Source organism: Roseibium album (genome assembly GCF_001404515.1).
GTDB lineage: Bacteria > Pseudomonadota > Alphaproteobacteria > Rhizobiales > Stappiaceae > Roseibium > Roseibium album.
Genome location: NZ_CXWE01000001.1, coordinates 898,396 through 914,067 on the forward strand (window position 1 = coordinate 898,396; position 15,672 = coordinate 914,067).

The 15,672-nt window shown below is 56.1% G+C and carries 12 protein-coding genes; 9 read left to right on the top strand and 3 right to left on the bottom strand.

Annotation, left to right across the window (positions count from 1 at the left end):
* Positions 1-36 precede the first annotated feature (36 nt).
* Positions 37-2,034, bottom strand: coding sequence for a putative bifunctional diguanylate cyclase/phosphodiesterase (locus LA5095_RS03940; protein WP_208992534.1), 1,998 nt, complete (start codon positions 2,032-2,034; stop codon positions 37-39).
* A 381-nt stretch (positions 2,035-2,415) separates the two neighbouring features.
* Here LA5095_RS03940 and LA5095_RS03945 point away from each other — a divergent pair, with 381 nt between their 5' ends.
* From LA5095_RS03945 to LA5095_RS03985, 9 genes are all read left to right on the top strand, one after another.
* Positions 2,416-3,048, top strand: a complete 633-nt coding sequence (locus tag LA5095_RS03945) for a helix-turn-helix transcriptional regulator (protein WP_055112104.1) — start codon at positions 2,416-2,418, stop codon at positions 3,046-3,048.
* Between the two features lie 46 nt (positions 3,049-3,094).
* The gene (locus LA5095_RS03950; protein ID WP_055112106.1) at positions 3,095-4,978 is read left to right on the top strand and encodes an ABC transporter ATP-binding protein; all 1,884 of its coding nucleotides are present in this window, start codon (positions 3,095-3,097) and stop codon (positions 4,976-4,978) included.
* 270 nt (positions 4,979-5,248) lie between these two features.
* Positions 5,249-6,094: a helix-turn-helix domain-containing protein gene (locus LA5095_RS03955; RefSeq protein ID WP_055112108.1), complete on the top strand. Its 846-nt coding sequence runs from the start codon at positions 5,249-5,251 to the stop codon at positions 6,092-6,094.
* Between the two features lie 273 nt (positions 6,095-6,367).
* Entirely contained in the window at positions 6,368-6,874 is a 507-nt protein-coding gene (locus LA5095_RS03960; protein ID WP_055112110.1) for a hypothetical protein, read from the top strand.
* Between the two features lie 151 nt (positions 6,875-7,025).
* A complete protein-coding gene (locus tag LA5095_RS03965) occupies positions 7,026-7,709 on the top strand; it encodes a PspA/IM30 family protein (RefSeq protein WP_055112754.1) in 684 nt (227 codons plus the stop codon).
* A 2-nt stretch (positions 7,710-7,711) separates the two neighbouring features.
* Entirely contained in the window at positions 7,712-8,470 is a 759-nt protein-coding gene (locus tag LA5095_RS03970; protein WP_055112112.1) for a YqiJ family protein, read from the top strand.
* A gap of 53 nt (positions 8,471-8,523) precedes the next feature.
* Positions 8,524-10,404 (top strand): flotillin family protein, encoded by a 1,881-nt coding sequence (locus tag LA5095_RS03975; protein WP_082442756.1) that lies wholly within the window; start codon positions 8,524-8,526, stop codon positions 10,402-10,404.
* 150 nt (positions 10,405-10,554) lie between these two features.
* Positions 10,555-11,337, top strand: a complete 783-nt coding sequence (locus LA5095_RS03980; RefSeq protein ID WP_055112113.1) for a coiled-coil domain-containing protein — start codon at positions 10,555-10,557, stop codon at positions 11,335-11,337.
* A gap of 83 nt (positions 11,338-11,420) precedes the next feature.
* Entirely contained in the window at positions 11,421-12,353 is a 933-nt protein-coding gene (locus LA5095_RS03985) for a DUF922 domain-containing protein (protein WP_235808851.1), read from the top strand.
* 125 nt (positions 12,354-12,478) lie between these two features.
* Here LA5095_RS03985 and LA5095_RS03990 read toward each other — a convergent pair whose 3' ends face one another.
* Positions 12,479-14,125, bottom strand: coding sequence for an FMN-binding glutamate synthase family protein (locus LA5095_RS03990; RefSeq protein ID WP_055112117.1), 1,647 nt, complete (start codon positions 14,123-14,125; stop codon positions 12,479-12,481).
* A 115-nt stretch (positions 14,126-14,240) separates the two neighbouring features.
* Positions 14,241-15,533 carry a glycosyltransferase gene (locus LA5095_RS03995; RefSeq protein WP_055112119.1) on the bottom strand — a complete coding sequence of 431 codons (1,293 nt, stop codon included), beginning with the start codon at positions 15,531-15,533 and terminating at the stop codon, positions 14,241-14,243.
* Positions 15,534-15,672: the final 139 nt, after the last annotated feature.

Here is a 15,672-nt window from a genome sequence, read left to right on the forward strand (position 1 = left end):
TCTTGAGTTCAGGCCCGGCTTAATGCCTGACGAAGTTCAGGCGCCGGTAAGCCTCAGTTCTTCCAGCCCGTCCGTGCTGGACAGCGGGAGACCGGCGACAGTGCCATTCGCGCGCACGCTGCCGACAATCTCGTCAAACGGCAAGGGCTGCGCGAAATGAAATCCCTGTACAAGGTTACAGCGAAGAGCTGACAACAGATCGAGTTGGTTTCTGTCCTCCACGCCTTCCACGATACAAAGCAAATCCATTGTGCGGCACAAGTTGATGATCGACGTGATGACGCCGCTTGCGACCGGGTCGTGTATGTCTGCGACGAAACTTCGATCCACCTTGACGCAGTCGATCGGCAAGCGATGCAGGTATCCAAGGCTTGAATAGCCGGTTCCGAAGTCATCGAGCGCAAGCTTTACGCCGGCGCCGCGGAGCGTCTGAAGGCAAGTTTTGGCAGTCTCGTAGCTGCCTATTACAGACGTTTCGGTAATTTCAAAGGTGATCAGTTTCGGATTGATGCCGTGACGCTCAATCGTTTCAAGAAGCGTCCGTGCAGTCTCAGGTGACGTGATATCTTGCGCCGAAAGATTGAATGAAAGGCACAGATCCCCAGGAAGTTCGCAGATTTGTCGAAGTGCCTTGTCGAAAAGGGAAAGCGTAAGCCTGTTGATCTGGCCAGTTCTTTCGGCCACCGCGATGAACCTGTCGGGAGGGACCTTGTCCAGCACGGGACTGTGCCATCTGGCAAGTGCTTCAAAGCCGACAATGATCCGAGCGGGGAGTGAAACAACCGGCTGGAAGTAGACCTGAAATTCGGCATCGAAATCCGCGTTCTGCAAGGCTCCTTCGATGGCACGTTCGGATCGGATGCGAGCTTCGTGCTCTTCCGAATAAACCGTTGTGTGGCCACGTGATGTGGTTTTGGAATTGTAGAGAGCATAATCCGAGCGATCAAAGAGCGCATGAGCCGTCTTGCCTGCTTCCGGGTAGGAAGCGATGCCGCAGGAGGCGCCAACCGTCAGGTTCATGTCTCCGATGCGATAAGGAGCGCTGACGCGATCGCAGATTTCCTGACCTGTCCTCGCTGCGTCCTCAAGGTTCCCCAGGAAGAGAAAGCCGAACTCGTCACCGCCGAGGCGGCAGATTTCAACATTTTCAAGCTCCAACGATTTCAATCGATGACCAACGGCCATCAACAGATGGTCGCCCGCCTTGTGACCATAGGTGTCGTTCACAGGTTTGAACCGGTCGAGATCGATCACGCCAACTGCAAATTCCCGCTTGGACTCTGTCGCGCATTTGATGAGGGCTTCGACGCGGTTGAAGAAATATCGCCGGTTTGGCAGATCCGTTAGGGCGTCGGTCTGGGCAAGCCGTTCATTTTCCGCGTTGAGCTGCTCTGTTTCCCGTTGTTTGACGGCGAGATCCGCCTGCGATCTGACAAGTTTGCAAAACCCGTTGTAACCGCTGATCAGCACCTGGAGGACGACAAGGCAGACCAGGAAAATATTCATCGCAATGGCAAAATAGACATCCTGATCCTGCCGCATGTAATAGATGAGGTAAGGAACCGTTACGATGAACATGACGGCCAGCGCAGCCTGAGGCAGGTTCATCAGGCAGAATATGCATCCGATCACCGTAATGGCGATGAAAAGGGCTACGTGTCCTCTTTCTTCAGGTCCACCATATCCGTCAAGGCTGAGTGACCACGATATGTAGATCACGGCCATGAGACTGCCGAGCACGACGGTCTGACGCATTTTCCGGATGGCTTCATCCGGCCCCGGCGTAATCCGGCTGGCACGCAACCAGGCGATCATCCGAAACGATGTCAGCACAAGCATCGGCACGAGGACACCGACGGTCAGATAAACCGGCGCAACATCGTAATGCGTATAGGCAACGGCAATCGCATTGACCATCAGGAGCGCATAGAGCGATGGAATCTGGGTTTTCAGCTCGTTGTATTGAGCCTGAGCGATTTCGGGATGACGGGGATCGATCATCATCCATCTCAGGAAAGCCCTGATCTTGTCCATCATTCCCTCCACTTTATTTGTTTTTATATTGAAGAAACTAAAAGAACAGTTAGGGCGGGAAATTGGTGCATCGGCACAACAATATTATCAAGCATATGATGTTGTTTCAAAACAGCTGATAAAACGAACAGAACTCCGAGATAGAATTCGAAGATCCGCTTCGTTTAGGTCGAATCTTGCTATGCGAGTTCAAGCGGTTGAGCGTTGCGATCCAGACAGTCGAATGGATCGGCCAAGCAGTTAACAATTTAAGGCTTTTTACCTTGGGGGGCACGGCTGGACTTTCGCTCGTCAGTCTTGCCGAACCATCTCGCTTCAACAGCGTTCACAATAAGATAAGAGATCTATTTTTTTATGTTCGTTTGACCCTATATTGAATTCATGGCTGATCGCACCCGAACACGACTGTTAAATGCCTTGAAGTCCGCCGGTCCGCAGACGGCTGCGGACCTGGCCCAGGACCTCAGCGTCACGTCCGTCGCCGTGAGGCAGCATCTTGATGGATTGCACCAGGACGGCCTGGTGGATTTTGAGGACGTGAAGGGGTCAGTCGGCCGCCCCAAAAGGGTCTGGGATCTGACTTCCGCAGGACATCAGCAATTCCCGGACAGTCACTCGACGTTGATTGTGGGTCTTTTGAGCGGCCTTAGCGATCTCTACGGAGATGACGGCCTGGAAAAGCTCATCACGCATCGCGAAGAGAAAACCCGACAGTCCTATACAGAGGCCCTGAGCGATCTGGCCGATCTGCCCGAGAGGGTCGAGGTGCTGGCGGATTTGCGCAGCCGCGAAGGCTATATGGCAGAAGTAATCCGGGATGATGACGGTTTTCTTCTGGTGGAAAACCACTGCTCGATTTGCGCCGCGGCAACGGCCTGCCAGGGATTTTGTCGCTCGGAACTGAGACTGTTCAAGGATGTTCTGGGACCAGATGTCGCCGTTGAGCGTGTCGAACATCTTTTGTCCGGAGACCGGCGTTGCATGTACAGGATCAAACCGCAGGATTGTTCCTGACCACGGGGACGCAGTTTTCCGTTTGCTGAATTCGGGAGTGTAAGGCGTGGCGATTGCCAGACCGCTGTTGGCCGGGTTGATTGACAGGTATTTCCGGCCCTTCGAAAAACACCTGAAACCTCTTGACCTGCCGGTGAATCCTCTGCCCGACCAGGGGCCACTTCGGCTCGTTTGGCATTTTGCCAAGATGTTCCGCCGGCAACTCGTGATCGTGTCGGTGCTGGCGATGATTTCCGCCGCGCTTGGGCTCGCCGGAATCTGGGCGATAGCCTACGTGGTCGATGGCGTTACCGCGGGAGGAGCAGCGGTGTTTCTGCGCGGCCATGGCTGGGTGCTCGCAGGCTTTTTCGTTCTCTTTGTGATCGTGGACCCCCTGGCGTTTCTTTTGCGCCAGACATTTGCATTTCAAACCGTGCGCATTCTGTTGCCGGCAGCGATGCGCTGGCAGGCGCACAAGGCCGTCGAGGCCCAGGATCTTGCCTTTTTTGAAGACACGTTTGCCGGGCAAGTGGCCTCGCGTATTGCCCAGGTGACAATGTCGGTCCACCGGCAGATGATGCTTGCAATCGAGACGATCCCTTATCTTGTCATCCAGTTCGGCGGTTCGTTCCTGTTGCTGTTGGCATTGTCATGGCCATTGGCGATACCCGTTCTGGTCTGGATAGCGGCCAATTCACTTGTCGCCTGGCTGGCAATCCCGACCTATATGCAACGATCTGCCAAGGTGGCCGCTGCCAACTCGCGCGCAACCGGCGCCATGACGGACGTCTATTCCAATATCGCGATGGTAAAGCTTTTCGCGGCCGAAGACTCCGAGGCGGGAGCGATCCGCAAGGTCATTGGCGAAACGATCGATACCAGGCATAGCGAAAACCGGTCCTATATCCTGACCGACAGCTGTGTCTATTTCCTCAACGTGCTGATGATCCTGGCGGTCGTGGCCATCGGCTTCTGGGGCATGACCGGCGGGTGGGTGTCGATTGGCGATTTCGTTGCAGGACTGACGGTCACCAGATCCCTGTCGGCAGCTTCTTCGAGATTCATTGGCGTCGGCCAGTCCATCACCAGTACGCTGGGAACCATCAAGGATGCGATGCCCATCATGACCAGCCGGCCGGAGATCACCGATCGGTCGGGTGCCTCGGCGCTGGACGTGACAAAAGGGCGGATCAGCTTCGAGGATGTTTCCTTTGCCTATCACAAGGACCGAAAGCCGATTCTTGAGGCTTTCAATCTGACCATTGAACCAGGGGAACGTGTCGGACTGGTGGGCCTGTCGGGGGCAGGCAAGTCGACGGTCATTTCCCTGCTCATGCGTTTGCGGGATGTAACGAGCGGCAGTATCTCGATTGACGAACAGGACATACGGAGCGTGACCCAGGCCTCGCTGCGCAGTCAGATCGGCGTCGTCACACAGGACATCTCGCTGCTCAACAGGTCGATCCGGGACAACATCCGTTATGGCAAGCCGGATGCGGGTGATGACGAAATCCGGGCGGTCGCAAAGGCTTCGGAGGCGCTGGAGTTCATTGATGAGCAAAAAGACAGCAAGGGTCGAACAGGGCTCGATGCACATGTCGGCGACAGGGGCGTCAAGCTTTCCGGCGGTCAGCGTCAGCGCATCACGATCGCCAGGGTATTGTTGAAAAACGCACCGATCCTGATTCTGGACGAGGCAACGTCTGCACTAGACAGCGAGGCAGAGCTTGCCATTCAGCAAAATCTTGCCCGGATGATGGAGGGGAGGACCACCCTGGCCGTCGCGCACCGCCTGTCGACAATCGCTGCGATGGATCGTCTTGTGGTCATGGACAAAGGCAGGGTTGTCGAGGAAGGAAATCATCGTGATCTCCTGGCTCTCGGTGGACTTTATGCAGTGCTTTGGGAACGGCAATCCGGCGGTTTTCTGGCGCTCAATGCGGCTGAGTAACTCGGAGAGGCCCTGTTGATCGGCGCAACCGAGCGGCACTAGCGGTGCTGCAAGACGGCCTAGAGGTGCCACTGTTCGAATGCACACTCCGTCGTCATGTGGCGATGGAGTACCTCGAAACGGTGACGGAGTTCATTTCCCACCCGCCTGGTGCCCTTCCCATAGCCCAACAAGGGTTTGAACCATTGCTCGCGCGGCCAATTTGGATGTTTCGTTGATTTTGATCTGCAACTTGTTGATTTTTCGAAAGAAGGGTCACAATACTCCCGCATGGACAAACGAGAACGCGCAGAACTCTTTCGTGAACGCCTTTCCGACGCGATCCGCAGCCGGGACATGAACCGCAGCGATCTGGCGCGGGGCGCGCGGCTGGACCGGTCGACGGTGTCGCAACTCTTGTCGGAAGACGCGCCGCGCTTGCCAAACGGTCAGGCGCTTGCGGCGATCGCAACTGCGCTCGGCGTGTCTGCGGACTGGCTTTTGGGATTGTCCACGCACCGTGGAGCCGCGGCGGAAATTCTGGATCAGGCTGTTCAGATAGCAGAAACCGACCGGCACCCGGTCGATGAGCACCTTCTGGCCTGGTACCGCGATGCGGTTGGCGCCAAGATCCGTCATGTTCCAGCCAACCTGCCTGACGTTTTGAAGACCGAGGCAGTCCTGGCTTATGAATACGCGGGGGAAACTTTGCGCACGGCGGATCAGGCGATCACCGGAACACGGGATCAGCGAGCGTTGTTGCACCGGGCAGAATCGGACATGGAAATTGCCCTTTCCCGCGAAGCTCTGGAAGGCTTCGCACGAGGAGAGGGGCTCTGGTCCGGACTTTCGCCCGATGAGCGGCGCGAACAGCTTGAAGTCATGGGCAAAAGCCTGTCGGATCTTTACCCTTCATTGCGGCTTCATCTGTTTGGGGCAACAGATCGCTATTCCTCACCCTTCACGGTATTCGGTCAGAAATGGGCAGCGCTTTATCTCGGACAGAGATACCTCGCTTTTTCAAATACCCGCCACGTGCAACTTTTCGCGGGCCATTTCGACGATCTTGTACGCCACGCGGTGGTCCGCTCGCATGAAGCCGGGGATTTCGTGTCGCGGCTTGCAAGCGACATCTGAATCTCTCCGCCCTTTTCCTCACGAACCTTGGCATTTTGCAGGGCTGCAACGTGGTCGCGCAAAGCAATTGCGCGCACGATTGCACCTGTGCCGTTGGAAACCGTAGGGGGCTGGTTTTTAAAAATAGTTTGATTTTTCCTTGAATACACTGCGTTGAGTGGTCAGGTGCATGGGGCGCATGACACACTCATCAGTCGATTTTTCTTGACAAATGAAAACTATTGAATACAAATGTAAACGAATTGATGCAAACGAAGACAATTGGTGACGCGCATGCCAAAGAGTATTCCGATAAGTGTCAGGCTCAGCGATGACGATGTCTCGTTCCTGGCGGGTTACGAGGTTCAGGGCGCCAGAACCCCAAGCGACAAGATGCGAGAAATTCTGAAGGCAGCGCGGGAACGCGAAGAGGGCGTTCAGGATGTCGAGGCCTGTGAGGATCTGCTCCGCACTATGGCGCGGCCGGCCGAGAAGGGGCTTCGGCAATTACAAAGGGAAATCGGAAACAGATCCGATCTTGTCATGAAACTGTATGAGCGATTGCCGGAAATGCTGGCGGAACTCATCGCATCGGCGCCGGGACCGGAACAGGGAGAACAGGATCTGGTAAAGTTCGAGGCAGCGTTATCCGCAGAGCTGTTTTCACTGATCGAGGAGATATTTGACCTCGGACTGACCACCCCGAGCCGAACCTACGATCCGGTACTCATGGACAGGCGTCTCGAGCCCATTCTCGAAGTTGCGCGGCTGCTGGATCAAAGGCGTCAAACCAGGGACTAGGGGGCCTGTATCGGCAAATGACTGCTGAACGGGCCACGGTAAATACGGAATAAGTGTAGCAGTAACATGCGCACCAACCCGTCGTTTCGGGTATCGGTTGGATACCGGATTTTTTGATTTTTTTGAGAAGTGGAACGGAAAGGAAGGAAAGATGGCAGAAGGTCTCGTAACACGCGTCAAGCGTCTGGTCTCCGGCGGTGTGAACCAGTTGGTGGACTCCATTGAAAACACTTCCCCCGCAACCGTCATGGAAGAGGCAATCCGGGAAGTGGACCGGGCCGTCGATCAGGTCCGTGATGAATTGGCCGGTGTCTTGGCGAACAAGCACCTTGCAAACACCCGGCTTGGGGAAACGACAACACGTCACGAAGAGCTGCAGGGTCAGATTGCCGTGGCGGTGAAAGAAGGGCGGGACGATCTCGCGGAAGCAGCCATTGCGCGCCAGCTTGACCTCGAAGTTCAAATTCCGGTTCTGGAGTCTGCAGTCGCAGATGCCAGCCGGGAGGAAAAGGAACTGGAAGGCTATGTGAGCGCACTCCAGGCGCGCAAGCGTGAGATGGAGGCGGAACTGGTCAATTTCCGCCGTTCCCAGCAACAAAGCGCGACGGACAGTGCAGCGTCGGGAGTTGCGGCTCCAAAGGACAGTGTCGAAGGCAAGACCCGCAAGGCGGAACAGGCATTTGACCGTGTCATGCAGAATGCGACCGGTCTGCCCGGCGGACTTTCGACCGACAAGGCCGACGCAACCAAACTTGCCGAGCTGGAAGATCTTGCCCGCAAGAACAGGGTTTCTGAACGCCTTGCCGCATTGAAGGCGTCGGCGAAAGACGGTTGAACATGGTCGAGTTCATCCTAGCCGACCAGAACACACCTTTTGCGGTCGCTCTCGGCCTGATGATTGCGATCGCGCTCGCCGAAGGTGTCGGCACGCTCATGGGACTTGGCCTGTCGAGCATGATCGACAGTCTGCTTCCGGAAGTGGATCTGCCCGACGTGGATCTGCCTGATGTTGATGCGCCGGATTTCGACGCGGATATCCAGGCCGGTGCCCTGCCGGGAGATCTTGATACGGTTGCGGCAGGGACCGAGTTGACCGGGCCCGGACAAGGTATCTTCAGCCAGATACTCGGATGGTTGTGCTTCGGCAGGGTGCCGGCGCTGATCATCCTGGTGATCTTCCTCACGGGGTTCGGCCTCGTCGGGTATGTCCTCCAGAGTCTGGTGCAATCCGTCTCCGGATATCTGTTGCCGGGTATCCTGGCCTCCGCCGGAGCCTTCGCGGGAGCGTTGCCCTTTACCAGGGTGACCGCACTCGGATTGTCCAAGGTGATGCCAAAGGACGAAAGCGACGCCGTCTCTCGGCAGACTTTCGTGGGAAAACCCGCGGTGATCGTGCAGGGACATGCCAAGGAAGGCCTTCCTGCGCAGGCGCGTCTTAGCGACCCGACCGGTCAGTCCCATTATGTGCTTGTGGAGCCGGACGTTGAAGGCGAAGTGCTCGAGCAGGGTACGAACATCATCATCGTACGCCAGCAGGGACCGCATTTCACGGCGATAAGGAATACCAACGCGACATTGACCGGCGCTGGCGATTGACGCTGGTGCCGGGCTGAAAATTTTCATCAAAAAAACAAAGGGAGTTGTAAGTTATGGACCAACTCATAAGTATTTTGATCCTGGTCGGCATCGGCTTTGTGGCGCTGCTGGCCGTTGGCTTGATCATTTCCAGGCTCTATCGCCGGTCTTCGAAAGAAGTGTCGTTTGTGCGTACCGGTTTCGGTGGCCAGCGTGTCATCATGAACGGCGGCACGCTTGTGTTGCCTGTGCTGCATGACGTCATTCCGGTCAACATGAATACGTTGCGTCTGGAAGTCCGCCGTTCCAACGATCAGGCGCTGATCACCAGGGACCGCATGCGTGTCGACGTCCTGGCAGAATTCTATGTCCGGGTTCAGCCGACCATCGAATCCATTGCCAATGCAGCGCAGACGCTTGGTCAGCGGACCATGAAGCCGGAGGCTCTGCGTGAACTTGTCGAGGGCAAGTTCGTTGATGCCTTGCGCGCGGTTGCCGCGGAAATGGCAATGGAAGAGCTGCACGAGCAGCGCGTGAACTTTGTGCAGAAAGTGCAGGCTGCGGTTTCGGAAGACATTCTGAAAAACGGTCTTGAGCTGGAATCGGTATCACTTACCGGCTTGGACCAGACCAACCGCGAATATTTCAATCCTGAAAATGCCTTCGATGCCGAAGGTCTCACGAAACTTACCCAGGAGATCGAGGAACGCCGGAAGAAGCGGAACGACATCGAGCAGGAAACCGAAATCCAGATCAAGCGCAAGAACCTGGAGGCCGAACAGGAGCGTCTGCAGATCAATCGCGAAGAGGAATTCGCCAAGCTTGAACAGCAGCGCGAGATCCAGATCCGCCAGGCAGAGCAATCCTCTCTGATTGCCAAGCAGCAAGCGGAGCGCGAGCGTGAAGCCGAGGAAGCCAAGATCCTGGCGAGCCAGAAAGTCAAGGAGAAGGACATCGAGTCCAACCAGGCTGTCACCGAACGTCAGATCGCGATGGATCAGCAGGTGCGTGAACGGGAAATCTCCAAGGAACGCTCGGTCGAGGCGGCCAATGTCGAAAAACAGAAACTGATTGAACTTGCCGAGCAGGACCGCGATATCGCGGTAGCCGCCAAATCCCGCGAAAAGTCCGAGGCGGAAGCCGAGGCCGATGAGGCAAGGGCAATCGCGGCGCGTGCTGCCGAACAGGTTTCGACGGCTCGCGAGACCGAAGTTGCCGAGCGAGACAAGCAGATCGAACTGATTGAAGCCCGCAAGGCGGCCGAAATGGATGCTGTCGCGATCACCGTCGGTGCCGAGGCGCAAAAACAGGCTGCCGCCGACCAGGCGGAAGCGGTCCGGATCGCCGCAGAAGCCGAGGCTGCAAAACTTCGCATCGAAGCGCAGGGCTCCGCAGAGGCTGACAAGCTTCGCGCGGAAGCTGAAAAAGCGCTTTATGAAGTGGAGGCCGACGGTCAGCGTGCGATCAACGAGGCTGCCAACCTCTTGTCTCCGGACCAGATCGCGATGCAGATCCGTGTCAAGCTTCTGGAGCAGTTGCCTGAGATCATTGCCGAAAGCGTCAAGCCGATGGAGCAGATCGACGGTATCAAGATCATCCAGGTGGATGGCATGACCGGTGGTGCCGGTGGCGTTGCAAATGGCTCGACCGGCAATGGATCGGGAGGTGGAAACCTTGCCGACCAGATGGTCTCCTCCGCGCTTAAATACCGCTCTCAGGCCCCGCTTCTGGACGCGATGATGAAGGAAGTCGGCCTGGACGGGTCGGGACTTTCGGGGCTGACTGCTGGTCTTGGTGAAGCGCCTGCCAATGGAACGACTGCGGGCGAAAACGGCGCTGCAGACAATGCGGCCCATCCGTCGACTGGAAGCTTGACGGCGGAGACAGTCGCGGACACCTCCGGGGAGGCAGCTCCGTTGGTTCCCAAACAAGAAAGTGCTGATCCGACTACCTGATCGCCTTGCACGACACATATTCCGGAGCCAGCTGGCTCCGGGATATCGACCGGGATATCGACCGGGAAAGCAGCCGGCGGATCACGCGGCCTGCAGTCTTGTCCGCGAGAAAAGCGACGACCCGAAAGGGCACGAGTTTGGTGGAACGGGATGGATTACGAAAACAAGGAAAACCACTTCAAGCCTCGTGGGAATCTGTTTCTCGAGATATCGGCCATACTGATATTCGTGATCCTGATCCTTTTCGCTGGCGTGGTCTTCCACTTCCATACGGAAGTAAGTCGCCTCTACGATGACAAGGCGGAGCTTCTGGCACGTATCGAGTCGTTTGAGAGCCGACTAGGCGAGGACAGGAATGAAAGCGATTTATCCCGGTTGTTAGCTGAGCAGAATAATCTTCGCGATCAGGTGTCAGATCTTGTCAAGCAGATCGAAGCGACGATGGCAGCTGATTTTGAGCGTCGTCTGGAGGAAACGCAAAAACGTATCGAAGAACTTGAGCAACGCGTCCAAACGGTGGCATCGGCTAGGCCGCAGGAACAGGCATTTGCAGTTGAAAAAGACGCTCGAACCAAGGTGATAAACGATATTCAGGTCGATCTTGTCGGATGTGCTGAGAAGATGATGTATGTTTATTGTGATGTCAGCCTGAATAACCTGGGACGCACCGGACGCAAGGTTGAAGTTTCCAACGCCGGTACTCTCGTCGCAGACAACAACGGTAATGCTTACCGGATCTCTTCCTTTACGCTTGGAACGGCTTCTGAAAAAGAGGTCCGCTACAAGGCCAATGTTTTTGTCAGCAAGGCGCGGCCCGTAAATCTACGCTTCCGTTTTTACTTGCCACATTCCAGGGTCTCTTCCTTTGCTGTTGTGCAGTTCAATGTGGACGGTGCCTCCGTTCCGTTCGAGCAGGTCACGGTGGACCGATAGGTAGTCTCCGGAACTATTGAGCTGTGATTTGAAAATTTCTGGCACGCAGTTGACGGGCGCCAGCAGAAGAGGGTTTGAAAACCGTGTACCGAGCAACTCTTTCGAACGCCCTGGTATTCAGTTTGGCTGCGGCCTGCATACTTTTTTGTATCCAATCTGTCTCCGCTACTCCTGCAGTCGAAACCAAGAAAAACTACTTCAGCGTGTTTGGAACGACTGCAGTGGAAATCAAGGAAAACCTGAAGCGTTACACTGAAACGCAAACAAACTGGGGCGAATTTTTCTGGGCGAAAAGCGAATGGACGACTGAGTGGAGATACTGGTGGCGGGAACTGGAAACCGGATGTGGACTATCACGTGTCGAGGCATCCGTCATCGTTGAGAACTGGTTGCCTCGCTGGTTGAACAAAACGGATGCAACGCCTGAATTGAGGGCAAGATTGCGACGAACAACAGCCGCGATTGACCTGTATTTGCGTCAATCGAAGTCGAACGGCTTGAAGGCCGCCCAGGAAATAGAACAGCTTTATTTGCGAACTGAAATATTTGAAGACTGTAATGAGCTCAAGGAAACAGTTAACAAAAGGGCACACCATATTTCGCGACTTTATCGGGCTAGCGGTAGGGCTATCGAACAGCGGCTTGGATATGGAAGTAAACAATTCCCCGATTTGACCGTACGGGTTGGCGTGCAGACGCCTGTGGCAGGAAGTCCGGACAAGGCAATGCACGGATGGTGTCAACTGTCTGATGATCTTGAGACCATTCAGCATGTCGAGTGCCGTTTCGAGCGTTCGTGTGAACCCCAATCGTCGCGTTGCACGATAAACTACAGCTGGTCCACGGAGCGCATTCAGGTCCAGTACAATGAAGGGGGACCCGTGAGTTGGAACAACACTTCGGCCGAGTATGCCTTTATCGACAGTTCACCATGTGTCCGGAGAACTTCCGACAACATGATCCTTTGCTTCTTTGAGCAGGAACCAGACCGGGTTTGGTTCTATCACTTGCCGTGAGAGGACCTTCCGACTTGTTCAAGGTTGCGACGAAAAACTCTCGTGGAGCACAGCAACAGTCTTTTACATCGAAGTTTAGTAGCTGTGGCAAACGGAGCCGTTGGAAAGAGTGGCTCCGCTCGACCTCAATGATGCGCCCTGTGATGGCCCAGTGTTTTGGCCGCGTCGAGTGACTTGGCCGGTTTGAAGCTCTCCGCATCGGCCATGGCCCAAAAGGCTGAATAGCCCGGCAGGTCATGTGCTTCGTCCAGGAGCGCGCCTTTCTTGAGCCAGGAGAAGGCCGCATTTGCAGACATGATTTCGCGCGCGCCGCCACGAAGATAAAAGTGCTCCGGCCTGAATTCGCTGGGATGATTGAGCCCGGCAGCTGCTGTAAAGGCCATTAGAGATTTCAGCGTGTTGCGATGAAAATTCGTGACCCTCTCGGCCTTGTCGGGAACCACAAGCGCCTGCTGACGCTTCGGATCCTGGGTCGCAACGCCGGTCGGGCACCGGTTGGTGTGACAGCTTTGCGACTGGATGCAGCCGACTGCGAACATGAAGCCACGTGCCGAATTTACCCAATCGGCTCCGAGACACATGGTGCCGGAAATATCAAAGGCGCTGATCAGCTTGCCGCTGGCACCCAGCTTGATGTCATCGCGCAATCCGGTGGCGACCAGGCTGTTGTGAACGAAGAGCAGGCCCTGCAGCAGCGGGGTGCCAAGCCGGTTGGCGAATTCGATCGGGGCTGCACCTGTGCCGCCTTCCGCTCCGTCGACGACGATGAAATCCGGTTTTATCCCTGTCTTCAGCATGGCCTTTACGATCGCCATGAATTCCCAGCGGTGGCCGATGCAGAGTTTGAACCCGACCGGCTTGCCATCGGAAAGGTTCCGAAGCGTCTGGATGAATTCCAGCAGCTCGATAGGGGTTGAAAAGGCTGAATGCGAAGCGGGCGAAATGCAATCCTGACCCAGTGGCACGCCACGAGCCTCGGCAATTTCTTCCGTCACTTTCGCACCCGGCAACACGCCGCCATGACCGGGTTTTGCACCCTGACTCATTTTTATTTCGATCATCTTGATCTGGGGATTGGCCGCCTGCGCCTTGAATTTCTCCGGATCGAATTTTCCGTCCGCCGCGCGACAGCCGAAGTAGCCGCTGCCGAGTTCCCAGACAAGATCCCCACCGCCTTCCCGATGATAGCGGGAGACGCTGCCTTCCCCGGTGTCATGGTAGAAATGCCCTGCTTTCGCACCTTTGTTCAGCGCAAGGATGGCATTGCCGGATAGCGAGCCGAAACTCATGGCCGAGATGTTGTAGAGCGATGCGGAATAGGGCTGCTTGCAATCCGGTCCACCGATCGTCACCCGCAATTCTTCGTGATTCTCAGGTTTCGGTGTAACGGAGTGATTCACCCAGCCGTACTGGTCGTTGTAGACGTCGAGTTCGGTGCCGAACGGCAGGACGTCCTCGATGTTCTTGGCCCTGTCATAGACCATGGATCGCCGCTCCCTTGAAAAAGGGCGGCCATCCTGGTTGCTTTCAAAAAAGTACTGCCTCAGTTCCGGCCGGATCGCTTCGAAGAGATAGCGGAAGTGCCCTGATACCGGATAATTTCGCAGAACGGCGTGCCGGGTCTGCTGCAGGTCGAAGACGCCAATGAGTGACAAGACGCCGAATACGGCAAACGGCCAGATGAAATGTACGTTGACGGCGAACATCAGTACGAAGGCGACGAAGGCTAATGCGAGGCAAAGGAAGAAAACAGTATAGCGGGCAGGAAACAAGACTGGGCACCCCTCTTGAAAGCTTGCTTCCCTAGTTGTGTCAGGCTGTGAAGGAAAAGGAAAGGGTATACAACCGTGTTACCTGTTCCTGGGCAAGGACAGAATTTGCAGGAGTTCAGGTCACGTCTTTCGGGACAAGGGACAACACCCTTGATGCAGTACCTCTGGCGCCCGGTTCCTGCTCTATGATTTGCCGCGCGGCCTCGGCACCCTGTCCGTAGGTGGGGTTCTCGAGATCCTTAAGCGCCTTTGCAAGGTTATCCGGCGTCAGCTTTTTCTGGCGGATTGGTTCAGGGCCGGCGCCGATCCGGAATATTCGCTCGCCCCAGAAAGGCTGATCGCCGAACACGGGGCAGACAAGCGACGGTTTCCCCCAACGGACTGCTTCATGGGTCGTTCCCGCACCGCCGTGGTGTACAATGCCCGCACATTTCGGGAACAGCCAGCTGTGCGGTGCCTTGTCGATCAGAAAGACACGTTCGGAAAGCTCCGCCGGCAATTCCTCTTTCAGCAGTCCGCCCCAACCGGTGGCGAGCACTGCGCGCTGGCCGGTTTTTTCCAGTGCTCCAACCACCGTCCTTGTCAGATCTCCGGGATCCCGGCTCGGCATGGAGCCGAAACCGAGATAGACAGGTGGTTCGCCCGCTTCGAGAAACCGGGCCAGTTCCTCGGGAGCCTGATATTCGGCGTCCGGTTCGGTGAACCAGTAGCCGCATTGCCAGTTCTCTGCGCTCCAGTCTTCCGGTGTCGGGACCAGTGCACGCGAAAACGCCTGGAGCGTCAGAGCTTTTTGATTGTTCGGCATAAAGCCGTCAATCGACGAACCCGACATGGCAAGCTCGTGTCCTGCTTCCAGCTTCAATGGATTGAGCAGTGGACGAAGGCCGGCCTTCATGAGCATCCGGCCCACACCGAAGCTCTTGCGATTGAGAAATGAGCCCATGGCAGGCAATCCGAAGAGAGGAAGCGGAAAGTCACCGGTTGGCGTTGTCGCAGGCTGGAGCGCGGTGGGGAGCGTCGGGACTGCCAATCTGCGCCCGACAAGGGTCATGACCGTTGCTTTCAGATTGAACAGGATGAGAGACGGCTTTTCGTCCAAACCGGTTTCCCAAAGGACCCTGGCGACATCCCGTTGAAGCGCGATGCTCTGGCGCGCTGCCTTGATCATGCCTTTCAGGGAATGAAGGGCCTCCCTGATTTCCGGTTTTTGCAGCAGGGCCTGGTAATTGACCGGAACCGGACGGGCTCGGGCACCGGCCTGTTCGATCATGTCTTCAAAACCTTCACCGGTACTGACCACCACGTCGACACCGATCCGGTTGAGTTCTCCCGCCAGAGAGACATAGGGCTGCACATCGCCACGCGTGCCGAGCGAGGCAATCATGATTTTCGGTCTGACATCTGGCATGCTTGATCCGGGGCAGGTGTCCTGACAGGGCGGACGAGAAAGTCACATCGCTTCACATGGCGGTCGGCCGGCGAAATTGCAACCGGGGATTTGTTCGCCTATGCCTTTATCACAAGAAGGACACAGGAACCGGCGATCA